Source organism: Spirochaetota bacterium, from assembly GCA_038043445.1.
Taxonomy (GTDB): Bacteria; Spirochaetota; Brachyspiria; order Brachyspirales; family JACRPF01; genus JBBTBY01.
The window spans coordinates 1-25137 of sequence record JBBTBY010000024.1 but is presented as its reverse complement, the minus strand read 5'-3'; the positions used below and the strand labels follow the sequence as shown (position 1 = coordinate 25137).

Sequence of the window (25137 nt, the reverse complement as noted above, 5' to 3'; positions counted from 1 at the left end):
ATACTAACTGAATTCAATGCCGCGTGTGTATTAATTCGTATAGAGCGATAAATCGATCGCCGATGAAACCGTTTTCCCCGCAAGCGTTATGCCGGAAAAAACGATCGATTCGACACGATGATCGCCATCGTGCCCGTAGACGAAGGATGGCGGAACAGGTGCGGAAAGAAGCGATATTGAATCGAACGCGATATCGCTGATGCGTCCGCGCTCCTTCGTACCGAAGACATAGGGAGAGGGAATTACCCTCGCGATGAAAAGCGCCGGGTCGGTGCATTCCTCTATGCGAATATTCTCGAAGCGCACGTTTCGGACCCACGCATGATCGGTAACATCGATGCTGATCGCAGCGTCGGCATAGAACGGGATTTCCGCGATATTCTGCTTCTGTTTTTCCGTGAGCCCCTGATAACTTCCTCCGCGTGTGGAGCGGATTATATCTATATTCTGCAGGCGGATATCCTCGATAGAGCGTGCGTGCAGTTCCAATCCGATCTCTACGGCACGGCCGAACCCCCAGTTAAGGATCGTTGAATCGGTGAGGCGGATATTCGATACCGGGGCGCCGTTCACGCCGCCGTATGACGTCGATTTTATCGCGAAGGCATCGTCGCAGGCGACTATGAGCGAATCGGAAATGGCTACCGAGCTGCTGCCGTTGACATCCAATCCGTCGCGCCGCATGGAGAGGATGTTGACCCCTTTGACCGTAACATCGACCGAGGTGTTGAGAACGACCGACCATTGATCCTTGGGGTTTGCGACCGTAAGTCCCTCGATACGCACATTCGACGAGCCATGGAGGAGTATCGGCGGGGCATCGCCCCAGTCCTCGTGAACGAGAATTCCATTGCCGAGAATGGCGACGTTGGTCGCACCGTAACATCCGATGCGTCCGCGAACCACTGCGCCGTCGGCAAAGTAGATCGTTTCGCCGCTCGTGCAATATATGTTATCGGCATCGTGTATGCCCGGGCCGAATACCCGTACCGTCGGTGAGCTTGCGATCGGGCGCTTCGGTGCGTGTCCGAATATGAATATCGGCCGCTGAATGTTGTTGTTGATCTCCACGCATAACGATGCGGGCTTCGCCATCAGGAACCTGGCCCGTTTCCCTTCGCGTACGGCCGTTATTCCCACGGAGAGCGGACGTACGACGACATTGGTTATCTCCTCATCCGTATCGATCACCACCTGTGTGGCAGAAGCAAACGCGAATACGGCAAGCGGCATGCGCATGACGGGTATGCGGTATTGCTGCAGATTCGTTCTCGGAAAGAAATCGTACACGGGTACGACAATGCCGTTCACGGAAATCGCGATCTCATCGGCGATGCGCGGAGCGAATGGGGGCGTGTCGGCGAACGCCGAGAGCGAGATAACGGTGAGTGTGTTGCGAGAGCCTGACCATTCAAGCCGCGCCTTTATCCTTCCGCCGACGGTTGTATTCGAGATCTGGCTGCCGATCGTTTTTGCCCACGCAGGGTTCGTCGAGCGTTCGGCAACGATATCACGCCCAAGAACAGCGGACGGCGGTGTTCTATTGTACCCGGCCGAATCGCATACCCGTTCGACGCGAATGATCAATCGGGAATCATTTTTATCGACGACGGGACCGACAACATAGCCGTCGAATTGGATGAGACCATTTTGCGGCACGAGGACAGAACCGGACAGGGCGGTCATGAAGCACAGGAAGGAAAGTCCGCGAAGGAATGTACTTTTCATATTTTCACGGTAGCAGACGGTATCATTTTTGTCAAGGGCGTGCAGCCAGCAGCGAGCGGCTCCATTTTCGAAGAAATCAAGCCGCCAAATTCGTATTATCAGCCCCAACACTCTACGCTGACGGTAACGCTTCCATAGCAACATATAACCTCCCATCGTATCATAGAGCCTTCTGCTTTTCGCCGAACTTCGAATTTGTAGTAGTGCATCGGCATCGCGTAACGAGTATGTCAATACAATACTGTCATATCTTCCGGGGAGCAGTGGACGGATCGATAATTATTATGGACGGGATTGCATGCCGGTATGCGCATGGGTCCGGCGGAATTCCTGAGGCGTCGTATCCGTCAGTCTGCGGAACGTCCGCTGAAAGTAGCTGGCATCGTTAAAACCGGATCCGCGCATGACTTCTCCGATAGTTCCGTTAGTGGTGAGGAGAAACCGTTTTGCTTCCGCGATCCGGCGACGCAGGAGCAAGTCCTTGATGGATGTTCCTGTCTCGGTGTGCATTATCTGCGCCAGACGCGAGGGAGAAATGCCGAGTGAGGAGGCGAGGGCGTCGCTTCGTACATCGGACCGGAAATGCTCATCGATGTGGCGGAGCACCGTGAGCGGTATCGGTCCTGTAGTTTCGGTCCGTGCAGGAGCAATATAGAGGAGGAGTGCTTCGAGCGCCCGCGCGGAAGCGGCTTCCTGTTCCTGCGCGGAGGATTCGATAAAATCGATGAGGGCGCATACGTGCCTGAATCGATTCGCGGACAAATGGACGTGAGGGGCGCGCCGGGGATCGCAGAAGAGTGCGTAGAGCGGACTCAGTTGGCCGCCGACAGCGATGCAATCGGGATGGAACGCGATGATACGATACGACGAACGCCTGCCGCCGGTGATCGCATGTGCGTGATACGAACCGATGAAGTACACATCGCCCTTCGTAAGCGGTACGGAGCGGTCATTGATCCAGTGTCTGCCGCCGCTTTTTTCCACGAGCATGAGCTCGAGGAAATCGTGGCGGTGAACGGCGACGGACGCCGACGCGGAGCGATGTATATGCAATCCGCCTGCCGAAAGTTCGATGTGAAGACGCGGTTCAGCGTGCGGTCGTTTCATCATGTGCGGAGCCGGTGTTCTCATGCATCGGAAGTATACATATGCCGGAACACCCCGTCAATGAGCGATCAGAGAGCGTGTGTGACTTTCTATTGTGGTAACGCAGCGAAATAATTGCATGAGGCCGGAATCAGCAGCCAGACACGAATTACACTAATTTCCACGAATTATTCGTGGTTATTCGTGCAATTCGTGTCTATCCCTCTTAATTTGGCGTCAATCGATCAGAGCATTTCACCTGCAAAAAAATTCACTCATTCAGAGAGCGCGACGGCTGCGGGATCGGAAAAGAGAGGGCGTAGTCCCTGTAAAACGCCTGAACGCAGTGGCGAAATGCTGACTGCTCGCGAAGCCGAGCTCAAGCGCAATATCAGTGACGGGACTCCTGCCTGCGAGCATCGCTTTCGAATGATGGATGCGTTCACGGACCACATAGTCCATCGGCGATATCCCGAATGCTATGGCGAAGTGCTCGTGGAACGTGCTTTCACTCAGATGGGAGATGTCGGAGAGTTCACGAACGCTCATTTTTTTTCGATAGTTCGCACGGATATAGGAGAGCGCGCGGTCAAGATCGGCGGTGGAACGGCGTGCCGGGTTCTGTAAGGCGCGGGCACTTTGACAGAGAACGGCTAGCAGCGATGAGCGGAGCATCATGCCGGCATGCCGGTCTTTCACGGCGAGGGCGAGGAGGGCGTCGTACAGTGCGATGAATGCGGTATGGAGCATGTCGGTGATATCGAACACGAGCGTGCCTGCGGCGGTGAATGTTCTCCGAAGTGATGCGGCATCGGAACGGGATATCCCGCCGGTATATCCGGGAACGGACAGATCGAACACTATCCAGAAAAGCGTGCACGGCTCGATGATGTCCATGTCCCCCTGATGTTTCACGAAGGGCTGCATGAGCGAGCATTGGCCCCCGGCAAGCGTCATCGTTTTGTCGGGTAGACGCCACGATGTCCGTCCGCGCATGAGATAGACGAGCTCCATCCCGCGGTGTATGTGCTCGTTCAGCCCGATGCTTTTTTTCGGCGAATCGTATCCCGCCGAAACGATCTGCGGTATTCCGATCGCTTCGGTCTGGGCTGCCATGCGCCGTGCTGCGAAACGTTTTGCCATGGACCATCCCTTGTACACCGGACTCCGGCATACTTTCATGAACGCCGATCTCATGAACTAGATTATCATATATCCATAAGGAAACAAGCCGCCGTGTACGGAGGAAGCCATGACCGCATGCGCCATGCAGAGCAGAGAGAACAAGCTTCGGGCGATACGCTTTGAGCGCCCGGATATCATCCCGATGCATTTCGGTATCAATGCCGCGTGCTGGCATCATTATGAGCAGGCGGCGCTCCTCGATCTTATGGAATCGCATGATCTTCTGTTCCCCGGTTTCAAGCGTCCGGAGAGCGGTGTCATCGTCCCCTATTTCGGGGCGAATGCCCGCGCGTCTGAACCCTATACCGATCCCTGGGGCTGTATATGGCATACTGCTGATGACGGCATTACCGGCACCGTGCATATGAACCCCCTCGCATCATGGGACAGATTTGACGATTATCACTCCCCCGATCCGGCAAAGACCGATGGCACCTATCCCATCGACTGGGAAAAGACAGGAGCGTATGTGAAGCAGGGCAGGGCAGAAGGGCGCTTCATTGCCGGCGGGCTTCCGCATGGGCATACCTTCCTCAGGCTGCAGGATATACGTGGCTATACGAACCTTATCATGGATATGGCGGATGAGGATGCGCGGCTGATGAAGCTCATCGATATGGTCTCCGATTTCAACACCGAATACATACGCCGATGGATCGATATTTCACCGGACATGCTTTCATTCCCCGAGGACCTCGGCATGCAGGTCGGCCCCATGCTCTCGCCCGATATGTTCCGGAAATTCATCAAGCCCGCGTATCAGCGCATGATGAACATGGCGCGCGACAAGGGCATCATCGTTCACATGCATTCCGACGGCGACATCCGTTCGCTCGCGGATGATCTTGTCGAGGGCGGCGTTGAGGTGATCAATCTGCAGGACCTTGTCAACGGCATAGACTGGATAGCCGAGCGTTTCGCCGGGCGCGTCTGCGTCGATCTCGATATCGACCGCCAGAAGATAACGCCGTACGGGAGCCCCGCTGACATCGATGCGCTCATCCGTGAAGAGGTGATGCGTCTTGGTACGAAGGAGGGCGGGCTTATGATGATATACGGACTTTACCCCGGTGTGCCGCTTGAGAATGTGAAGGCGCTTATGGACGCGATGGAAAGATATGCAGTACTATAATATCAACCGGCAAAATCGACTCGATGTCCTGAGCGGTATGGAAAGATATGCTGTTCAGTGAATGATCGGCATTCTTTGCGACGTCAATATAGTCCACCAAAAAGACAATCTGATATGTGTCCCTGTCATCGTACGGGGCTTATATTTCAGACATTCCGAGAACCGCCGAATACGGCAGGGAGTGTTAGATGGAATTCACGAAATTAAGCAGGGGTGATTATGAACGGCAGACCGCCGCGACGCGCGATGAGCGCATGCAGTGGTTCCGTGATGCGCGTTTCGGCATGTTCGTGCATTACGGTCTTTATTCGATCATGGGGCGTCACGAGTGGGCTATGGCGCTCGAGAATTTCCCTATAGCCGAATACGAGAAACTGGCGGGAAAATTCAACCCGAAGCCGGGGGCGCCTCGGGAGTGGGCCGCTCTGGCGAAGAAGGCGGGGATGAAATATATGGTGATGACCACCCGCCATCACGAAGGGTTCAGCCTCTGGGATTCCAAGGTCAATCCGTATAACGCGATGAACTTCGGTCCCAAGCGCGATATCGTACGCGAATTCGTCGATGCATGCCGTGAATTCGGCCTCCGCATCGGTTTCTACTCATCGCTCATGGACTGGCATCATCCCGACGCCTGGCGCGCTGCCTTCGACACAGAAGCGCGCGCACGGTTCACGAAGTATATCAAGGAAATGAACCGCGAGCTCATGACGCAGTACGGTAAGATCGATGTGCTCTGGTACGATGTGTCCGCGCCGATGGAATCGTGGGAAGGATGGGATTCGCTTGAGCTGAATCAAATGGTGCGATCGCTTCAGCCGCATATCATCATCAACAACCGCAGCAAGCTCCCCGAGGATCTCGGTACGCCTGAGGGTCATATCACCGCCGAGGACCGCGACTGGGAAGCGTGCATGACGTTCAATGATCTGAGCTGGGGCTATGTGGATGCCGAGCAGGCGCTCCCGTACAGTTATACCCCGCAGCGCATCGTGAAGATGCTCAATACGGCGACGGCAGGGAAGGGGAATCTTCTCCTCAATATCGGACCGGCTCCCGACGGTTCGGTGCCTGCTGATGCCGTTGCGCCGCTCACCAAGGTCGGTCAATGGATAGCGGAGAACGGTCCGGCCGTGTACGGGAAAAAAGATAAGACCGTTCCCTGGGGCGCGAACGGCGTCTGTGGAACATCGCTCTCCGGAAATACCGTGTATCTCTGGAATTGGATATGGCCGAAGGGCGGTGAGATGGGTGTCGGCGGATTCTCGACGCTGCTCAAGTCGGTCACACTCCTGAAGGACGGATCATCGATAGCGTTCGAGCAGAAAGGACATCGCATTATCCTGAAGGGGCTCCCGGAGAAGTCTCCCGACAGCGTGCTCGGCATTGCCGTCATCGCGCTTGAGTTCGCCGAGAAACCGGAGTTCAAGCGAGCGAGCTATTATCCGCAGCTTCACGGAGGCACGGATGTTTCCGGCGGGAATATATAAAGCGACGGTCATCGTAAAAATGCGTTGAGCATCTTGCACGATATCGAGGCGGTTGTATAATCATCGCGTATGGATATTGTGCAACGCCATTCAATTCCCGCAAAATGCCGTGAGCGCTTTCTCCCGCTTTCGGGCAAGCCCGGTGATATCCTTCGTGCGCGCGGAATATCGCTTGCCGGTATCAGCGATATTGCCGCCGGTTATGATATCGGACGTCCATCTTCGACTTTCCATATCGCGCTTTATACATTTGCGGGCGGCGGCGTGCTCAGCACCGAAACCGGTGAACGTCAGCTCGCGCAGGGTGATCTCCTGCTCGCACCGAAGGGATGCGCATACCGATACCATGCGAAGCGGACATGGGGCATAGCATGGCTTCATATCGATAAGCCTTCGTTCCCGAAGGATATCATCGTGCGAGCCTCACCGTCGTTCCGCGCCGTCATGCAGGCGATGGAGGGCTATCTCTACGAAACAGCGAGCGGTGTTGAGCACAGGTCCGCGCTCTATGCCTCGCTCATCGTCGATGCCTTGAACGAAGCGATAATGCCGCGGGATGCGGATGATGCCGTACGTGACCGTTTTTCCGAGCTGTGGCGTGCGGTGAACGCTGATATAAGGATCGCGTGGGATGCAAAGGCCCTTGCGGAGCGTATGTCGCTGTCGTCCGCGCAGTGTACGAGGCTCTGTAAACGTATCTTCGGAAAACCGCCGATGCAGATGGTGACATCGTTTCGGATGAAACGCGCCGAGGAGCTTATCGCTGCTTCGGATTATCCCCTTGCGGATATCGCCGAGGCGGTGGGCTACACCGATGTGTTCGCGTTCTCAACAGCGTTCAAACGCGTTATCGGCATTGCGCCTTCCGCTGTTCGCAGAAAGGGCAATGGATGATCCTTTATATGCGCCGCAGACGTCTTTTCGCTACGTCGGAATATTCATACGCATCAGGTGCGGTGAAATTCTTGTCTTCTGCTGATTTCATGAGCGCACGCGTATAGCTTGTGCCTATCGTATTTCCGACCGGGCGCAGCATGACATAGCGATATTTTGACCAGTATTCATCCTTGCGCGGACCTTTCCCGGCGAGGAATGCTTTCGCGCGCAGCGACGCGAGGTTCTTTTCATCGATGATGACGCTCCGACGCCAGTTCTTGCTGACGAGGAAATAATCCTTAAGCCCGCGCTCGAGATAGAACGGTTCGAATTCAGCGGCGAGCTTTTCATACGATATCTGCCCGACCTGATAGAGCGCGTACATCTGCTGCCATTTGATCGTCGTTTCCCCGCCAATGTTGACATTGAAACCCGGCATGACGCCGTCAGCATGCGGCTGGAAGTATTTCAGTATGCCGACACCCTCCACGCCTTTGACGCACGGTATCCATCCGATCATTTCATTGAGCTTGATATTGTTCTCTTTCGATGACATGAACAGCATGAAATCGATGGCCGCTTTTCTCCGTTCCGGTGCGCTCTCGGGGGTGGGACAACCGAACATGAATCCGGTCGCCGGGTCTTCGAATGCGGGGCCTTCCACGAATTGTCCGTATTCAGGATCATCTTTCGACGGTATGGGGAATTCCATGATGCCGACATCGAAGCCGTTGTCCTTGGCCTGCTCTTCGAGCATCTGCGCATCCCAGGTGCCGGTGGAGAGGAAAATACCGCGCTGCTGCACGAAGAGGAGCACGCCGTCATCGCGGTTAAGCCCCACGAATCCCGGTATGCAGTGCTTGGTGAAATTCGACACCAGTGCGAAGCGCGCACGGTACGGCGGATAATTAAAGCTTACTTTTTTTGTCTTAAAGCCGATGAATACCTCGGTGAAATCCACCGTGCAGTCGTGATTGAAATCTATGATCTGACGCGCCTTGGATGTCATGACGTTGAACATATTGTTCTCGATGGCGCCCATTTGATATTGTGAATTAGCGATAGGCACATATTTCGGGACTATTTTGAGCAATTCACCGGACTTTGTTCTGCACTCGGCTATCTCTTTTTCAAGCACCGCTTTCTGATCGGCGGAAGCGGACACGAGCTTTTTTTCAGCGGTCTGTATGCGGGCCGCATATTCGTTCAGTATCTTCCTGTTGGGCTTGCTGATGAACTGATGAGCCGATATCTTCTCGCAGGCGTCCATGAATTCGCGCCAGTCCTTCGGGGCGTTCGTATAGCCGGCGAGCTTGGAGAGGAGCGTCTTGTTGTAATACATACGCACGAGGAATTGCGAGAGACCGATGCCCATGTATTCCTGTACTTCCGGTATGTATGCGTTCTTAAGCCCGTCCTTCGTCGTGTCGCGCAGCGATACTCCCGCGAACTCATTGTTCTTATTGTACGGGTTGGGCTGCGTTACATATTCGGTGAGGGGTACGAAATAACGCATGTAATACGTGACCATGAGGGGCTGGGCCACTTTGCCGAGCTCCATGAGATCGGCCGGTGTGCCGCCGACCATCTGCGTGGTGAACCACTGATTGTAGGTGGTCTCCGGCACGGCGTTCTGTGCTATGACCACGTTGGGATGGAGCTTCTGATATTCCTTGGCCATGTAGATGATGCCGTCGCGTACGCCCGGCTCAAGCTGCCAGTGGGCGATGCGTACGGTTATTGTTTTGCCCTGCGCGCCTTTCGGTATGCGAATGCTTGCACCGACGGTAAGCTTCGAGTTTTCGGTGACGTCGGGATAATTGATGTCGACTATCTTCTGCACGGTCGTGCTGTACGCCTTCGCGATGGATGCGACCGTGTCTCCCGGCTGTACCGTATAGTTCACGTCCCTGCTTATCGTGATATTATTGAGCGCGACCACGACAGCCGCGGCGGCGAACGCTATCACGATGGCGATGATGCCGATATATTCCTTGATCTTTCCAAGAACTGTCCCGGCTTTCATGTGCAACTCCTCGATCGGGGTATCATTCCGGCAGTGTACAGCGATGTGCAGAAAAAAACAATCGCGACGGCGGTGGATATTATCCCTGAATTTTGTGCTTCTTCAGTATCTTGTCCACATCAATGAGGTGATGCGCTTTCTTCCCTTCCACTTGCGATAAGAGCGAATAGCCGCAGGGTACCACGAAGAGCGTGAGCACCATCGATACTATCATGCCGCCGAGTATGGTAACGCCCATCGGGATGCGGCTTTCCGCGCTTGGTCCCAGTGCGAAGGCTATCGGCACCGCGCCGGCGATGACCGCCATGGACGTCATGAGAATGGGGCGCAGACGTATCGGACATGCCTTGAGCAGCGCCTTTGTCACGTCGCCTTCTCCCTCTTCACGTATCCTGTTCGTGAAATCGACGAGCAATATCGAGTTCTTTTTCACGAGACCCATGAGGAGGATAAGGCCGATAAGGCTGTAGATGTTGAGCGACTGGCCGGTCAACTTCAATCCGATGAACGCACCGGTGAACGTGAACGGGAGCGCAAGGAGAATGGATATGGGGTCCACATAACTGTTGAACTGCGATGCCAGCACCATATAGGCGACGATGATGCCGAGGAGCATCGCAAAATAGAGGTCATTGAACGACTGCTGGAAGGTGAGGGCATTGCCGCCGAGGGAGATGTAGTATCCCGGAGGCAGTACCTTCCGTGCCGTGGCTTCAACGGTATCGAGCGCCGTCCGCTGCGATTTTCCCGGTGCAACGTTCGCGGAGATGGTTATCGCGCGCTGGCGGTTCTTTCGCTGTATCGACTGCAGGACCGGTTTGATCGATATCTTGACGACATCGGAGAGGGGAATGAGCTCGCCGCGATTGTTGCGTACGTACAGCCCGCGTATGCGCTCCATCTTGTCGCGCTTGTCTTCCTTCAATTTGACGCGTATATCGTAGCGGTGACCGTTCCTTGCATAATCGCCGACGACGACACCGCCTATCATGGCGTTGATTATCTGCCCGATGGAGGCTACGCTCACGCCGTAGGCCGCGGCGCGATTGCGGTCCGGGACCACCTGTATCTCCGGCATGCCGAGGCGATAGCTCGTATCGAGGTCGGACACAAGCCCGGTCTTGCCGAGAGCATCCATCATCGTCTGTGAGTTCGAGACGAGATTTTCCCATTCCGGTCCCTGCACTGAGAATTCCACCGGGCGTCCGCCGCCGACACCGAAACTCTGCACGGAGGGATCGAACATGGTGAGCCGCGCATTGGTTATGAATTTCAATTCCGTGCGGCATAGAGCCATCATGTCCTGTGCGGTCGGCGCTCTGCCGAGCTTCTTGTTCCATCCGCGCTTTCCCTTCTCCTTCATCGAAACCATGACCATGCCTGAGCTTGCATCGCCGCCGCCGAAACCGCCGATGATGGAGAAGTAGCGATCGACCTCCGGCCGTTTCGCCAGGTATGCCTCGACCTCCCTCGTCCGTTCATCCGTGAATTCGATCGATGATCCGGGTCTGGTCTGCAGGCGTATCATGAAGCGCCCCATGTCCTCCGTCGGCATGAATTCCTGACGAAGCGTGGGAACGATGAGAAAGCTCAATCCGAAGAAGGCGAACGCACCGGCTATCACTTTCCAGCGGTGCCTGAGGAACACGCTGAGCACGGCATGGTATTTTTCTCTGAGCCACTGGAGCGATCCCTCGACCGCTTTCCCGAAGAACGTAACGCGCGGGGCAACGGTGAGGAATTGCGAGCAGCGCATCGGTGTGAGGGTGATCGCCTCGAGGAGCGAGAGCATGACGGCGATGCCGACGGTTACGCCGAACTGGAAGAAGAAACGTCCGATGACGCCCTGCATGAACACGACCGGGAGGAATATGGCGAGGATGGCGATACTGGTGGCGATGGCAGGGAAGGTTATCTCACGTGCCCCGACGACGGCGGCATCCACTTTCCCCATCCCGTGTTCGCGATGCCGTATGATATTTTCCATCATCATGATGGCGTCGTCGACGACGATGCCGATGACGAGGCTTAAGGCAAGGAGGGTGAATGTATTGAGCGTGAAGCCGGAGAAGTACAGGAATATGAACGTGCCGACGACGGAGGTGGGTATCGCGAGAAGGACGTTGAACGTGGATGAGAACGATCCGAGGAACACCCAGCAGACGAGCGCGGTGAGTATTATCGCAAGGATGAGCGTAAAGCGCATGTCATCGAGCGCGCGTTCGGTGTATTGGCTCGAGTCGAAATTGACCGCTATCTGCATGCCGGCGGGCATCATTTTCCCGAGCTCTTTCACTTTTTTGCGCACGGACTTCGCGACATCGACCTCGTTCACCCCGCGCTGCTTGATGATGCCGAGGCTTACTGCGTTGCGCCCCATGGCGCGGCTTATGCTCCGAATATCGGCGGTGCCTTCCAGGACATCGGCGACCTGCCCCACCTTGATCGGCAGATAGTTCGGCTGACCGCCGCGAGTGCTTATCGTGAGCCGCTTGAATTCGTCGACCGTCGAGGCTTCGCCGAGCGTACGGACATTGAATTCCTTCGCGCCGGACTGCACATAGCCGGCGGGCGCTTCCGAGTGCTCATTGGCGACCGTGTTGATGATATCCACGACCGAAAGATCATATCTGCGCAGGGCCGCGTCATCTATCCACACGCGGAGATTGGGGTCGATGTATCCGCCCGTCGTCACGTCGCCGACACCGGCGATCTTGGTGAATTGATCGCGCAGCACATCGCGCACATAGGACATGAGGTCCTTGCGTGCTATCGTCTCGCTTTCGAGCGTGAGGAACATGATGGGCTGATCTTCGGGGTTCGTTTTGGTGATGGATGCCGGGTCGAGGTCCTTGGGCAGCCGCCGCTGCACCTGCAGGAGTTTCCCCTGTACGTCCTGCTGCGCCACGCTCATGTCTCGCCCCATCTCGAATTCGATGGTGACACGCGCGCCGCCGTACCGCGTGCTTGAGGTGATGAGCTTCACGCCGGGTATCGTCATGAACGCGCTCTCGGCGATATCGACGACATCGGTCTCCATTATCTCGGGCGATGCGCCGGCCATGGAGAAGGAGACGGATATGATGGGGGCATCGACGTCGGGGAGCTTGCTCACGCCCATGCGAACGAACGCAATGCCGCCGAAGACGATGAGCGCGAACATGAGCATCCACGCGAATACGGGGCGCTTGATGGAAAGATCGGATAATGTCATGGGGTGCCGCCTAATTGCCGCGTATGCGGTCGATGAGTCGTGTGCTTATCGATTCGAGCTTGATCAGATCGCTTTTTGCGGTGAAGCGCATGCGGTCAAGCGTCCGCTTCGTATCCTGGTACGATATGAGCGCCGTAAGGACATCCTGTATCTTTACCAGGCTGTAATTATAATCGTTCAACGTCTCGCGGTAATTGCGCTCGGCGAGTTCCGATGCCTTGGTCAGCGCGGCGAGCTGCGCGATATCCGCAGCCGCCACGTGATGGAGGGATGTGATGTCGCGTTCGGCCGCCCGAAGCGCCTGCGCATAGACGAGGGATGCCTGCCGTTCGAGCGATTCTATTTCGCGCATCTTCGAAAGGAAGACACCCGCGGTGTCAAGGGCATAGGAGAAGGTGAGCTGTACGTCCCATGCGACATCGGCAGAAGACCCCGATGCCGTGCCGCCGCGGTTCGCATAGGCGTTCACGCCGACGTCGACGCTCGGGAAGAGCGCCGCGCGGGCAATGGCGGTGTTCGCTTTTGCTGCATCCCATTTCTTCTGCAGTGCGCGCACATCCGGGCGCTTCGCTGCAAGCGAACGATATGCGAGCTCGTTGTCGAGCGTGAGGTCAAGCTCCGCAGCATCGGAGAGGGTCGTCGCGCGATCGAGCTTTGTGAGGAATGAAAAGACATCGCGTGCGCTTTCGCACTGTGCGGACACCGCTTCAAGGACGGCTGAGAGCTGCGCGCGGGCCGCCTCAACGGTAAGCACTTCCGTCGGGCGCGAACGGCCGATGGCGACGCGCCGCTTGAGGTCATTGATGCGGTCATTATACGCTGCATCCTGCTTACTGAGGAGCTCACGGTCGTTCTCGAGCGCGAGCACGCTGTAGAAGACGGCGGCGGTATCGGCATAGAGCGCGAGGAAAAGCCAGTCGCGGTTCTCTTTTTCCGCAGCGAGATTATTGTTCGCCGCATCGAGGGCTGCGATATATCGGAAACCGCGGAATATCGGCTGCGTAACGCTCAGTTTGATGCCCTGCGCATCGGCATTGCCGTACGAACTGTTGGCAAGCCCGTCGTGGGCGATATTGTTGCGGAGCAGTATCGACCCCGAAGCGGCGACCGTAGGGAAAAATGCGCCGAACGCCTGCGCCGCGCGCTCTTCGGTCTGGGTGAGCGTTTCTCGCTGGATGAGCACGGCGTCATTGGTCCGGGCGGAAGCGAAACATTCGGCGAGGGTACGTGCCTCCGCGGCGAACGCGAGTGGAGCGCAGATGAGCAGGAACAAGGGTTTCACGCGCGATTCCTCAGGAAAGATGTCCGCCGCGCCTTGACAAGAACGGCAGTAGGGGTATTATAGTAATAAATGTTACTAAATGCAAGCCACGGGCGGGCGGCATCGTCCGATTTCATCCAGCATCTGTTCCATGGGCAGCCGCTCCTCATGCGGCGTATGCTCGGCGACTTCGAGGAGTCGGTCACGGGGAAGCGGTTGAAGCGTACCGAGCGGCGGGCACTGTTCGCCCTGCTCCGTACGGAGGCAATGACCGCCACGGCGCTTGCCAATCATTTATCCATAGAGAAGGGGGCGCTCACGCCCCTTGTCAATCGCTTTATACGTTTCGGCTATGTCCGCAAGACGAGGAGCCATATTGACCGTCGGGCGGTTTCGATAACGCTTACGCCGGCAGGGAGGGCGACGGCACTTCGTGTCCGCGCGAAGGTGCATGCGCATATCAAGGCGAAAATAGCGCTCTTATCGGTGTCCGACCGCCGCCGTCTTCGGGCTGCGGTGGCTGTGATGTATTCCCTCGCGGAAAAGATCATGTTGAAATAAAACGCCGTGCATGGTACACTTGAGGCAGAAAGCAAGCAACGGATACAACCCCATACCATAGATGAGCGATCCAAAAGAAATACGGACATTATTGCGCGACATTCGCAATCTTGAGATAGCGACCGTCGTCCGCCCCGATGTCGCCTTGAAGGGCGATATCAGCCTTCATACGTCCATGAAGATAGAAGGGAAATTCGAAGGGACGATAACCTGCGGCGGGTTCATCCACATCGGGAAGGGTGCTGTCATCAATGCGGATATCAAGGCGGATGTCGTGGCGATAGAAGGCATTGTCCACGGGAATATCTATGCTTCGCATAAGGCCGAGTTGGGGCCCACCGCCGAGGTGCACGGCGATATCACCACCCATAAGCTCAAAATGGCCGACGGCGTCACCTTTACCGGGATATGCCGCATGCTCCGTGAGGACGGCACCCCGGTGAGCGAGACCGTACCGCCGAGCGGGACGAATTGATGACGTCGAAGACGATATTCGGCGTACGTGTCGATATCCCCGATCGTGAACTGTCCGAGGTCATCGCGGAAGGCATCGGCATGCGCGGGAACCTCATCGTACCGCTTAATACGCGCAAGCTCCTCATGCTCCGGAAGAAAAAGAACAAGGCGCTCAGGGATATCGTCAATAATGCATATCTCGTCCTGCCCTCCGACAGGTTCGTGGCCTGGGCATTGCGCTTCCTCTACCGGCAGTACGTTCCCATCGTTCCGGAGAACGTGCTCCTCAACAAGATATTCTCGTTCGCCGATAAGAAAGGATTGTCATTCTTCATCTTCGGCGCCGATGAAGAGCATCTCATCGCGCTCCAGCGCGGCGTAAAGCGGCTTTTCCCTTCGCTGAACATCGTCGGTTCATATCGCGAGAAGATACCCAATGGATGGGAAGAGAAGGTGCGCGAGGGTATACGGAAATCGGATGCGACGTTCTTCCTCACCTTTCTTCGTTTCCCGAAGGACGTTCTCTTCATCAATGAGCATAAGGACGAGCTGCGCCTCGTGTACTATGCCGGCTGCGAAGAAGGCCTCAATCGATACAGCGGCAGGATAAAGCCCTCGCCGGATTGGGCGGTGGATAGAAAGCTCGAATGGCTCTCCGATATCATCGCGCGGCCGTACCGCGTGTTCCGTGTATTCCGCTACCTCGGTCTCGCGTTCCATGTCTTCCGTGAACGGCTCATGGGGAAGCGTTCGAAAACCTGAAAGACCAGCGCGCGGTGCTTTCGTGTTTTTATTTCACTTCTGGAAAGTGCTGCTCTTCGAGGTGTGTCGATGAAAAAGATTATGATGTTTTTGGCGTTCTACCCCTCGTTCGCCATCGATATGGCGCACCTCCGAACCATCGCGGACGCTGCGGTCATGCCGCACATCAAGACGGCACAGAATGACCTCGAGGCCTGCTCGGCGATAGCGGTAGGCATAGTCGCCGGCGGGACGAATATCATATGCGGATACGGGGTTTCTACGGACGGGATACACGCGCCCGACGGCGAGAGCATATTCCAGATCGGCTCGGTGAGCAAGGTGTTCACCGGCCTCATTCTCGCGCGCATGATGGTCGAAAGCGGCGGCGCGATGCATGCAGACGATGCTGTCACTGCGTATCTGCACGAAGACCTGGCCGTACCTCCGATTCGGGCGGTCACGCTCGGCGAGCTCGTTTCACACCATGCGGGATTTCCGGCAATGCCGCCGTTCGGCGACCGCAATGGCGACGGCAGGCCTGATACGGCTATCGACCCGATGAGCCCGGCGAGCGGATACTCGCGCGGGGAACTTTCGGCATATCTTGCGACATTCGTGCGCCCTGAGAAAAAATACCGGTATTCGAACATCGGCATCGGTCTTTTAGCGATAGCGCTGGAGGATAAATGCGGGGCAAAGGACTTTCATGACATGCTGTCCACGTACGTGCTTCGTGACTTGGGGATGGGTTCGACATGGGGCGAGTTCGGAAGAATGGACATGCATGCCCGGGGGCGGATAGTGCAGGGCTATACCTATGCAACAGCAAAGCAGAGAGCGCGTATACCCGGGCGTGTTGCGGAAATGGGCGTGCTTGCGGGTGCCGGCGCTGTTGTTACAACCGCGAACGATATGTGCACGTTCATACGCGCGCTGACCGGTGCGCCAACCGCGCTTGATGCGGCAGCTTCATTGGCGGTTTCGCCGATGGGTGATGGAGCGAATGGAGAGCAGATATGTTTCGCTGTCGACAGGGAGATAAAGGACGGCGTTACGTTCTATAAGAAGAACGGCGTTACACCAAGTTATTCCGCATATCTCATGTTCCGTCGTGATATGCCCCTCGGTGTCATTGTTCTTGCGAATGCAGGCAATTTTCGTCCGGTGAGGACCATCGGAGAGAAGCTGATGGAGGCTGGTGCCGGACGTGTGCTTCGATGAACGGTAAGAGCGCGGTGTTGAAAATTATCCGGCAGACGGTATAGTGTTCTGCATGAGCAGCGTCCTTGTCATCGACGATGAACCGGCGATCGCGGATACCATCGTGTTCGCGCTTTCGCAGGAAGGGTTCACCGCCGTTGTTCACGGTACGGGGGCTGCGGGCATAGCGGCGTTCAGAGAAGGATGTCCCGCCCTGCTCATTATTGATGTGGGGCTTCCCGATATGAGCGGATTCGATGTGATCCGTGAGGTTCGAAGGACATCGCACGTTCCGATCATCGTTCTTACCGCACGCACCGCGGAGGTCGACCGCATTGTGGGTCTTGAGATCGGTGCGGACGATTACGTGACTAAGCCGTTCAGCCCGCGTGAGCTTGCTGCGCGCGTAAAGGCCGTTCTTCGCCGTACGGAAAATGCAGCGGTGGCATCATCGTCCGCATTCGTCATCGACACGGATCAATGCAGCATAGCATTCTATGGTACACCGGTGATGCTTTCGCGGTATGAATATCTTATCCTGAAACTTCTTGTCGAACGCCCCGGGAAGGTGTTTTCACGCGACGAGATCATGGAAGCCGTGTGGGACGACCCGGGCGGGAGCTTTGACCGCACCATCGATACGCATGTGAAGACGATACGGCAGAAATTGCACGAGATACGGAAGACCGATGACCCGATCGTGACGCATCGCGGCATCGGGTATTCGCTCAGAACGGCACGATGAGCATACACACGCGGATCATTTCCGGCATAGTCATCGTGAGCGCGGTGATCCTCCTCGTGTTCCTCGATTGGGCGGTGCGTGATATCCGCCCGCAATACCTGAAATCGCTTGAAGAGCCGCTCATCGATACCGCGTTCGTTCTTGCATCCATCGTCGAGCGCACGGCGACCGAGAGGATGCTTGTTAGCGCCGATCTCAGCAATGCGGTACTGGCAGCGTATGCGAAACCGCTTGCGGCGCGCATCTATGAACGTGTGAAGACGAATGTGGATGTTCGTGTGTATGTGACCGACTCGAAAGGCATCGTCGTGTTCGATTCGTCCGGCGGCGATACGGGGAAGGATTATTCGCGCTGGAACGACGTCCTGCGCACGCTTGCTGGTTCGTACGGCGCCCGGGCGACGCGTGCCGATAAGAAAGACCCGAATACCGGCATGCTCTACATCGCGGCGCCGGTACGCCGGAACAACGCCATTATCGGCGTCGTATCGGTGGGGAAACCGACGGGGACGCTCACGCTGTTCATGACGAATACCGAACGCCGGATTCGAGCCGGCGTCATCATCACCGGCAGTGTGATAATCATCCTGCTCGGTTTGTTCTTATACCTGTCGGTGACGAGGCCGATCAAAAGGCTTACCGCATATGCGAGATCGATCAAGGATACGCATCGAACGCCGCTCCCCCGGCTCGGCACGGATGAGATCGGTACGCTCGGGCGCACGCTCGGCGATATGCGCGATGCCCTTGAGGGACGGCATTATGTGGAACAGTTCGTGGAGCGTTTTACTCACGAGATACAATCTCCGATCACTGCCATAAGCGGTGCCGCGGAACTGCTCGCCGCAGGGACGCCGCCCGCGGAGACGAAGCGTTTCCTCGAGAATATACGGCATGAATCGCAGCGCATCCGTGCGATAACCGATCGCCTTCTCACACTCGCCTCGCTTGAGAATCGCCGTTCACTTGATGCCGTTAAGCCCGTTGACCTTTCGTCGATGCTTCATGAGATCGCGAAGAGCCACGAGCCGACGGCGATCGTGCGCGGCATTACGATCGATACACACGTTCCATCCATGCTGGCCGTCGACGGCGATGAGTTCCTCCTGAGGCAGGCCGTCGCCAATATCGTGCAGAACGCACTCGACTTCACGCCGAGCGGCGGGCGCATTGTCATCGAAGCGGCTGGCGTATCGCGGGATATATCGATCGTCATCAGCGACACGGGGACGGGCATTCCATCGTATGCCGTCGAGAAAATATTCGATAAATTCTATTCGCTTCCGCGCCCCGGCACCGGAAGGAAAAGCACCGGTCTCGGACTGCCATTTGTTCGCGAGGTCGCGCAGCTGCACGGCGGACGCGTGACAGCGGCAAATCGGGCGTCCGGCGGTACTGTTGTGACCTTTACGCTTCCCCTGGAACAGTAGGCTCCATATACTTCACATACACTTCATATTCGTTTTACCGCCGCAGGATATATTGAATATCAGAAAATGATCCTGGAGGCATGGTATGTCGGTGAAACAGATACTCGCGATCGGTCTTATCTTCCTCGGGCTTTTTGCCGCATGGATGATACTTGGTGTGACCGATTCGCTTCGCACGAAGGAATCGACAGGCAAAATGAGCGCAGAGGTGAACAACCTGTTCGGCGGCAGGCAGTGTATCTCGTCCCCCGGATTCTATTACTACGAAAAAAAGCTCCGGCCGATGCTGAACGTCAACGGACTGCCGGTCACCAATGCACAGGGCGCCGTTATCAAGGAATGGCGTGATGAACCGGTGTCCATTGCGCTCGCTTCATCCGACATTACCGCTGATTTCCATATGGACCCGCGAAAAAAAGGGCTTCTCTGGTTTCCCACCTATCGTGTGCGCTATGCTGCTCATTATACGGCAAGGAATACAACGTCGTACGGCCGGCAAGTGTATGCAAAAATACCGCTCGGATCATCGGACGTTGTGTACGACGCCATGCGCATTACCGTCAATGGCGCTGTGAAGGAAGGGTACACCGAAGTGCTGTGTGCGCACATTCCCGCCGACGGTATTATGGATGTTTCCCTATCGTATACTACGACCGGCACCGGCGAATGGTTCTATCTGCTGAATCCGCAGTCGTCCTCAGCCGAGGAAATAAAGAACTTCAGTCTCGTCATGACGACGGATTTCAAGGATATCGACTTCCCCAATGGCGGCTATCTCTCGCCGGTAAAGAAGGAAGCGACAAGTACGGGGTGGAAATTGTTCTGGACATACTCATCTGCCGTCACCGGGAAAAATATCGGATTGTCCATGCCCGAAAAACAGACGCCGGGTGAGATCGCAAGCCGCATCACGTTCTTCGCCCCGGTGCCGATGCTTTTTTACTTTTTCATCCTTGTTATACTCTCGGTGATCATGAAGGTGCGGCTGCACCCGATGAATTATTTCTTTATAGGTGCCGCGTTTTTTGCGTTCAATCTCATACTCTCCTACTTTTCCGATCAAATGCCGATCGGTCTCGCCTTCGCTATTGCGTCCGTGGTGTCGATAGTATTGGTGTCATCATATCTGAGGATATTCACTACCACGCTGTTCGCTTTTGTGTTTTCACCGCTTGCGCAGATAGTATATCTCATCACATTCTCGTTCTCGTTCTTCTTCAAAGGCACCACTGGTTTTATGCTCACTATCGTGTCCGTAATAACCCTTTTTGTGCTGATGCAGCTGACGGGGAAGATCGACTGGGGGATGGTGTTTTCGAGGCCATCGGGTCCATCCGGTACAAGTGAATGAACAGGTGCATGCACCCGTGAAACGCACAGGTGCTTCTTGACGGTATGCCGGTACGGGAATATACTACCGCCCGATGTCACGCTTGAAATTCACCCTTGAAAGAACTGCGCACGGATCGAAAGCCCGCGCAGGACGATTTACGACGCTGCATGGCGAGGTAGAGACGCCGGTATTCATGCCCGTCGGCACACAGGCTACCGTGAAAAGCCAGACCGTAGAAACACTCAAGGCGGCCGGCTCGCGGATACTTCTCGCCAATACGTATCATCTCCTCCTGCGCCCCGGCGCGGATGTTTTTGAAAAAGTGGGCGGTATCCATCGGTTCATGAACTGGGACGGACCGGTGCTTACCGACTCAGGCGGTTTCCAGATATTCTCCCTGCCGCATGCACGGATGATGAAGGAAGAAGGCGCGAGCTTCCGGAGCTACGTGGACGGCAGGATGCATCTTCTCTCGCCGGAGTCGAGTATCACGATGCAGAAGACCATCGGAAGCGATATCATGATGGCGCTCGATCAGTGCATACCGTCGACCGCTCCGTACGATGAGGCGAAGGCAGCGATGGAACTCACGCATCGCTGGGCCGAGCGCTCGCTTGCCGCGCGGGGGGATTCACCCGCGGCATTGTTCGGGATAGTGCAGGGGGCATGCCATCGCGATCTCAGGAAAAGGAGCGCCGCTTTCCTTCGCGTATTGCCGTTCGATGGACTCGCGATAGGGGGGCTTGCCGTCGGCGAAACGCCTGCCGAGCGTTACGAGTTCACCGGCGTCGTGACCGATGAACTTCCGGAGAACATGCCGCGTTATCTCATGGGCGTGGGTACGCCGATAGATATCCTCGAAGCGGTGCATCGCGGCGTCGATATGTTCGACTGCATCATTCCCACACAGTACGCGCAGCATGGGACCGCTTTTTCATCGCACGGCAAGCTCCATTTCCGGCGCAATGTCTATCGATGCTCCGATGAACCCGTCGATGCGCACTGTGACTGCCATACCTGCCGCAATCATTCGCGTGCCTATATCAGCCACCTCGTCAAGACCGGCGAACACCTCGGCTGGCATCTTCTGGGCATTCATAACTTCGCGTTCTATCATCGCTTCATGCGCGAGATGCGCGAGAGCATACTGCGCGATGATTTTATGGCGTTCTATGAGAAGAAGCGTGTGGAGCTTGTCCGCACCGACGAGGAGAACCCGAGCGTTCTGCCGAAGAAGAAAAAGACATTCGCCCGCCGGCTCGGCGATTTCGAGGTGCATGCATCGCCCAAAGGGTTTTCCAGCATACGCCAGATAAGCTCCGGGGAAGTGATGCATTCGGTGAGTCCGCCCGCTGAAGAGGCCGAGCGTCTGTATGTGGGGCAGTCATTTCTCGCGCAACGCCTTCGGGAGAGTGACAGGACCGATGCTCTTGTCATCTGGGATGTCGGACTCGGCGCCGCATCGAACGCAATGGCGGCACTCTTCTGTTTTGAAAAATGCTTCGACGAGAGTAACGGGGGCGTGCGTCCGCTTACCATGGTGAGCTTTGAGAACGACCTCGATCCCTTGAGGCTTGCATCGAAACATTCCGGCCATTTTCCCCATCTTCACCATCGAGCCCCGGCTGAGATATTATCCATGGGAAGATATGCACACAGTTCCGGGCTTCTCCATTGGGAGCTCCGAGAGGGCGATTTCCTCGAGCACATGGGTTCGGCGCCGGTACCCGATCATATCTATTACGACATGTTCTCCGCAAAAACCGGCAATGGGCTCTGGGGTTCCGATGTGTTCACACGGATAATGCGTCATTGCGGCACACGATCGGCCGAGCTTTATACCTACTCGGTGTCTACCGCCGTGCGTACGGCGCTCCTCGCTGCGGGTTTTTTCGTTGCGAAGGGTGCGCCCACCGGGCCGAAAGCATCCACCACGATAGCGTTCACAGAGGCTTCCGGTGCACGATCGCATCCAGGCAAGCCCGAACTCCTCGATGAGGAATGGCTTACGCGCTGGCGACGGAGCCAGTCACAATATCCGGTGAATATTTCCGAGGATGAAAAAGCCGATCTGGAACGGCGTATCGAGACACATCCGCAGTTCCTATCGGCCGTGCAGCGGATGTGATCGCGTTCAGAGAAAGCGTTCGTATCCGCTTGCGTCCCTGAGCTTCTTAAGCGCATCCTTCACCGCAGCGTCATCACCTTTGCGGCAGACGAGGAGCGCATCCTCGGTACGAACGACGACGATATCCTCGACGCCCGCGATGACGGCGAGCGTATCGGAATTATTGATGACGATGGAATTCGCCGCGTTCACCGCCACGCTTTTTCCGACGAGGGTATTGCCCTTTTCATCGCGCGGATAGATGCGCTCGTAGGCGCTGAACGATCCCACATCGTCCCAGCCGAAGGAGCCCGTTACGCAGAGCACGCGCTTGGCTCCCTCCATGATGCCGAAATCCACGGAGACCTTTCGCATGCGGAGGAATGCCGCTTCCGCCGCCGCGGCATCGCCTGCGGCAAGTGCGCGGGAAACGGCTGTGCGTTCGGTGTGTATATCCGCCGCGTTCTTTTCGATGGCGGAAAAGAGCGCGTCCGTGCGCCAGACGAACATGCCGCTGTTCCAGTAATAGTCGCCGACCGAGAGGAATCGTTCCGCCGTCCTTTTGTCCGGCTTTTCCTTGAACGCCAACACGGAGAACGTCTTTACGTCCGAGCTTTCGACCGCTTTCCCGACATGGACATATCCGTAATTCGTGTCCGGACGAACAGGCGATATGCCTATCGTGATGAGCGCGTGTTCGTCGTGTTCAGCCTGATCGTACGCCGTTCTCATGACGGCGTGGAATTTCGAGAGGTCGCCGACGATATGGTCGGCAGCGAGCACGGCAATGACGCATTCACCGAGACGCTCCTTGATAATGGCGCTCGCATACGCTACCGCCGGGAGCGTGTCGCGCCCCTCCGGTTCGTAGATGATGTTCGCCGCGAGGAAATCCGGCATATGCAGTTCGAATTCCTTCCGATATCGCGCGCCGGTGACGATGAACATATTCTCCCTGTCGACGAGGTCGAGCATGCGGGAAATGGTGCTGCCGATGAGCGTTTCGCTCCCGCCGATGCGGAGGAATTGCTTGGGGAGATTCACGCGCCCGAGCGGCCAGAACCTCTCGCCCTTGCCGCCTGCCATGATGAGGACGGCGCGCTTCATTGAAGATGCTTTTACGTTTTTCACGATGATACCTGCCTGGTGCACAGTATAGTGTCGGTGTGCGGGGAGTCAATAGCTCCGGATGTCGCGTGCAAAGTGCAAAAAAAATCCAGATCTTCCCCGGCGCGGCATCGCGACACGCTTCGACCAGGCTCAGCGCAAGAGCTCGGTGACCACGCCCGCAGGCGAGATCTACTCTGTGAACCCCTTCGTCTTCTCGAAGAGCCGCACATACCGCACAATGCCCGCTGCGATGGAGTTTGCCATCTCGGCCTGATATGACTTATCGGTGATGAGTTTCGCGTCCTGCGGATTGGTGACGAATCCCGTCTCGACGAGCACCGCCGGCATGAGAACGCCCTTCAGCACATAGAAGAGCGCGCTCTGTACGGGCTTTGTCCGTTCGGCTACCTCGCGGACGCCCTTGAACACTTCTTCCTTTATGAACCCCGAGAGCATGCTCGATTCTTTCTGATACTGCTCGATTATCATCTTGTAGTAGATGCCTTCGGTGTAATTGGTGTAGGAAAAGCTCCCGCGTTCAAAATCGATGACGGAGCTGTTCTCGAACGATGCGGTGGCGCGCGCGTACTCGCTCGATTCGACGGCGGATACGAAGTACACCTCGAAGCCGCGCGAGGAGCGGTTGAACGACGCGTTCGCATGCACGCTCACGAAGATGCCGTTCTTCTGTTCTTTCGTGCCTATGCCGATGGCATTGTTGGCGAATATCGATCTGTCCTCGAGCGTCATGAAGACATCCTTGTCGTGCGTCATGACCACTTTTGTCGACGGACCCACGGCACGGCTTACCGCATCGCGGAGCATGCCGGAAATATCGAGGACGATGTCCTTTTCGCGTATATCGCCGACGCCGATGGCCCCCGGGTCCCGCCCGCCATGCCCCGGGTCGATGACTATCACCTCGACATTCGCCGAACGCGGGCGTATCGTCACCTCGGAGAGCGGTGTCTGTGTGATGGTGTTCATCTTCTTCTCCTCGATGGAGAAGGCGATGCCGGTGTTCGATCGCGTGTCGTTCGTGTGCGCTTTGTCAGCGATGCTGAATCGTATCCCGCCCGGTGTGTTCTTCCCGAGGAGTGCCGTGAGGTTCGATGCAAGTGCCGCCGATGCGGTGAATATCCCGTTCGCGACGACGGGCGAGTCCGATGTGCTTATGCGACCGCTGTAGGTGAAAAGGGCATCCCCTGCGACGACATCCGCGGTCATACCGTCCTTGGAGAGCGTCAATCGCCGCGAGAGCTGGTCATAGCGGTATGATATACCCGAGAGGTCACAGAGCTCGATAAGGTCGACGGAGTCGCGTTTCTCATCGATGGGTGAACAGATGACATCCCGCGGGGAAGCGGCGTATGCGGTGATGAGCGCAAGTGCGATGATGACCGATGCGCGGAGGGGGCGTGCGGCACGGCGGCGCGGACATGCCTTGAACGAT

Annotated in this window: 19 protein-coding genes; 11 read left to right on the top strand and 8 right to left on the bottom strand. The window is 56.5% G+C overall.

From position 1 onward, the window contains the following. Positions 1-30: 30 nt before the first annotated feature. The 3 genes from AABZ39_03640 to AABZ39_03630 all read right to left on the bottom strand — a co-directional run bounded on the left by AABZ39_03640 (position 31) and on the right by AABZ39_03630 (position 3957). A complete protein-coding gene (locus AABZ39_03640; protein ID MEK6793841.1) occupies positions 31-1728 on the bottom strand; it encodes a glycosyl hydrolase family 28 protein in 1698 nt (565 codons plus the stop codon). A 282-nt stretch (positions 1729-2010) separates the two neighbouring features. Beyond that, complete coding sequence (locus tag AABZ39_03635; protein ID MEK6793840.1) at positions 2011-2838, bottom strand: AraC family transcriptional regulator; 828 nt, start codon at positions 2836-2838, stop codon at positions 2011-2013. 255 nt (positions 2839-3093) lie between these two features. Beyond that, positions 3094-3957 (bottom strand): AraC family transcriptional regulator, encoded by an 864-nt coding sequence (locus tag AABZ39_03630; GenBank protein MEK6793839.1) that lies wholly within the window; start codon positions 3955-3957, stop codon positions 3094-3096. A gap of 109 nt (positions 3958-4066) precedes the next feature. On the opposite strand from AABZ39_03630, the gene AABZ39_03625 reads away from it, so the two are divergent. The 3 genes from AABZ39_03625 (at position 4067) to AABZ39_03615 (ending at position 7515) form a co-directional block, all read left to right on the top strand. Beyond that, entirely contained in the window at positions 4067-5131 is a 1065-nt protein-coding gene (locus tag AABZ39_03625; protein MEK6793838.1) for a uroporphyrinogen decarboxylase family protein, read from the top strand. Between the two features lie 188 nt (positions 5132-5319). Beyond that, entirely contained in the window at positions 5320-6621 is a 1302-nt protein-coding gene (locus AABZ39_03620; protein MEK6793837.1) for an alpha-L-fucosidase, read from the top strand. 69 nt (positions 6622-6690) lie between these two features. Continuing rightward, entirely contained in the window at positions 6691-7515 is an 825-nt protein-coding gene (locus AABZ39_03615) for an AraC family transcriptional regulator (GenBank protein MEK6793836.1), read from the top strand. 4 nt (positions 7516-7519) lie between these two features. Here the strand turns inward: AABZ39_03615 and AABZ39_03610 are convergent, their stop codons facing one another. The 3 genes from AABZ39_03610 to AABZ39_03600 all read right to left on the bottom strand — a co-directional run bounded on the left by AABZ39_03610 (position 7520) and on the right by AABZ39_03600 (position 14019). Beyond that, entirely contained in the window at positions 7520-9523 is a 2004-nt protein-coding gene (locus tag AABZ39_03610; GenBank protein ID MEK6793835.1) for an extracellular solute-binding protein, read from the bottom strand. A gap of 79 nt (positions 9524-9602) precedes the next feature. Next, positions 9603-12737, bottom strand: coding sequence for an efflux RND transporter permease subunit (locus tag AABZ39_03605; GenBank protein ID MEK6793834.1), 3135 nt, complete (start codon positions 12735-12737; stop codon positions 9603-9605). A gap of 10 nt (positions 12738-12747) precedes the next feature. Further along, positions 12748-14019, bottom strand: a complete 1272-nt coding sequence (locus AABZ39_03600; protein ID MEK6793833.1) for a TolC family protein — start codon at positions 14017-14019, stop codon at positions 12748-12750. A gap of 69 nt (positions 14020-14088) precedes the next feature. On the opposite strand from AABZ39_03600, the gene AABZ39_03595 reads away from it, so the two are divergent. The 8 genes from AABZ39_03595 to tgt all read left to right on the top strand — a co-directional run bounded on the left by AABZ39_03595 (position 14089) and on the right by tgt (position 22595). Continuing rightward, positions 14089-14559: a MarR family transcriptional regulator gene (locus AABZ39_03595; GenBank protein MEK6793832.1), complete on the top strand. Its 471-nt coding sequence runs from the start codon at positions 14089-14091 to the stop codon at positions 14557-14559. Between the two features lie 91 nt (positions 14560-14650). After that, on the top strand, positions 14651-15034 hold the full coding sequence (locus tag AABZ39_03590; GenBank protein ID MEK6793831.1) for a polymer-forming cytoskeletal protein: 384 nt from the start codon (positions 14651-14653) through the stop codon (positions 15032-15034). Then, positions 15034-15777 carry a WecB/TagA/CpsF family glycosyltransferase gene (locus AABZ39_03585; GenBank protein ID MEK6793830.1) on the top strand — a complete coding sequence of 248 codons (744 nt, stop codon included), beginning with the start codon at positions 15034-15036 and terminating at the stop codon, positions 15775-15777. The genes AABZ39_03590 and AABZ39_03585 overlap by 1 nt, the downstream gene beginning before the upstream one ends. 69 nt (positions 15778-15846) lie before the next feature. Beyond that, positions 15847-16980: a serine hydrolase gene (locus AABZ39_03580; GenBank protein ID MEK6793829.1), complete on the top strand. Its 1134-nt coding sequence runs from the start codon at positions 15847-15849 to the stop codon at positions 16978-16980. Between the two features lie 52 nt (positions 16981-17032). Further along, positions 17033-17704, top strand: coding sequence for a two-component system response regulator CreB (gene creB / locus AABZ39_03575; protein ID MEK6793828.1), 672 nt, complete (start codon positions 17033-17035; stop codon positions 17702-17704). Further along, complete coding sequence (gene creC, locus AABZ39_03570; GenBank protein ID MEK6793827.1) at positions 17701-19134, top strand: two-component system sensor histidine kinase CreC; 1434 nt, start codon at positions 17701-17703, stop codon at positions 19132-19134. The genes creB and creC overlap by 4 nt, the downstream gene beginning before the upstream one ends. Before the next feature lie 85 nt (positions 19135-19219). Beyond that, complete coding sequence (locus tag AABZ39_03565) at positions 19220-20485, top strand: inner membrane CreD family protein (protein MEK6793826.1); 1266 nt, start codon at positions 19220-19222, stop codon at positions 20483-20485. A 73-nt stretch (positions 20486-20558) separates the two neighbouring features. Beyond that, a complete protein-coding gene (tgt, locus tag AABZ39_03560; protein ID MEK6793825.1) occupies positions 20559-22595 on the top strand; it encodes a tRNA guanosine(34) transglycosylase Tgt in 2037 nt (678 codons plus the stop codon). A gap of 6 nt (positions 22596-22601) precedes the next feature. Here tgt and AABZ39_03555 read toward each other — a convergent pair whose 3' ends face one another. Both AABZ39_03555 and AABZ39_03550 read right to left on the bottom strand, forming a co-directional pair. Next, entirely contained in the window at positions 22602-23681 is a 1080-nt protein-coding gene (locus AABZ39_03555; protein MEK6793824.1) for a sugar phosphate nucleotidyltransferase, read from the bottom strand. A 192-nt stretch (positions 23682-23873) separates the two neighbouring features. Beyond that, positions 23874-25137, bottom strand: a 1264-nt coding sequence (locus AABZ39_03550) for an N-acetylmuramoyl-L-alanine amidase (protein ID MEK6793823.1), incomplete at its 5' end; no start/stop codon positions are given.

Bases quoted from the DNA above. Each gene is read 5' to 3' on its own strand.
- AABZ39_03640 (MEK6793841.1), bottom strand. From the start codon at position 1,728: ATGAAAAGTACATTCCTTCGCGGACTTTCCTTCCTGTGCTTCATGACC.
- AABZ39_03635 (MEK6793840.1), bottom strand. From the start codon at position 2,838: ATGATGAAACGACCGCACGCTGAACCGCGTCTTCACATCGAACTTTCG.
- AABZ39_03630 (MEK6793839.1), bottom strand. From the start codon at position 3,957: ATGGCAAAACGTTTCGCAGCACGGCGCATGGCAGCCCAGACCGAAGCG.
- AABZ39_03625 (MEK6793838.1), top strand. From the start codon at position 4,067: ATGACCGCATGCGCCATGCAGAGCAGAGAGAACAAGCTTCGGGCGATA.
- AABZ39_03620 (MEK6793837.1), top strand. From the start codon at position 5,320: ATGGAATTCACGAAATTAAGCAGGGGTGATTATGAACGGCAGACCGCC.
- AABZ39_03615 (MEK6793836.1), top strand. From the start codon at position 6,691: ATGGATATTGTGCAACGCCATTCAATTCCCGCAAAATGCCGTGAGCGC.
- AABZ39_03610 (MEK6793835.1), bottom strand. From the start codon at position 9,523: ATGAAAGCCGGGACAGTTCTTGGAAAGATCAAGGAATATATCGGCATC.
- AABZ39_03605 (MEK6793834.1), bottom strand. From the start codon at position 12,737: ATGACATTATCCGATCTTTCCATCAAGCGCCCCGTATTCGCGTGGATG.
- AABZ39_03595 (MEK6793832.1), top strand. From the start codon at position 14,089: ATGTTACTAAATGCAAGCCACGGGCGGGCGGCATCGTCCGATTTCATC.
- AABZ39_03585 (MEK6793830.1), top strand. From the start codon at position 15,034: ATGACGTCGAAGACGATATTCGGCGTACGTGTCGATATCCCCGATCGT.
- AABZ39_03580 (MEK6793829.1), top strand. From the start codon at position 15,847: ATGAAAAAGATTATGATGTTTTTGGCGTTCTACCCCTCGTTCGCCATC.
- creB (MEK6793828.1), top strand. From the start codon at position 17,033: ATGAGCAGCGTCCTTGTCATCGACGATGAACCGGCGATCGCGGATACC.
- creC (MEK6793827.1), top strand. From the start codon at position 17,701: ATGAGCATACACACGCGGATCATTTCCGGCATAGTCATCGTGAGCGCG.
- AABZ39_03565 (MEK6793826.1), top strand. From the start codon at position 19,220: ATGTCGGTGAAACAGATACTCGCGATCGGTCTTATCTTCCTCGGGCTT.
- tgt (MEK6793825.1), top strand. From the start codon at position 20,559: ATGTCACGCTTGAAATTCACCCTTGAAAGAACTGCGCACGGATCGAAA.
- AABZ39_03555 (MEK6793824.1), bottom strand. From the start codon at position 23,681: ATGAAGCGCGCCGTCCTCATCATGGCAGGCGGCAAGGGCGAGAGGTTC.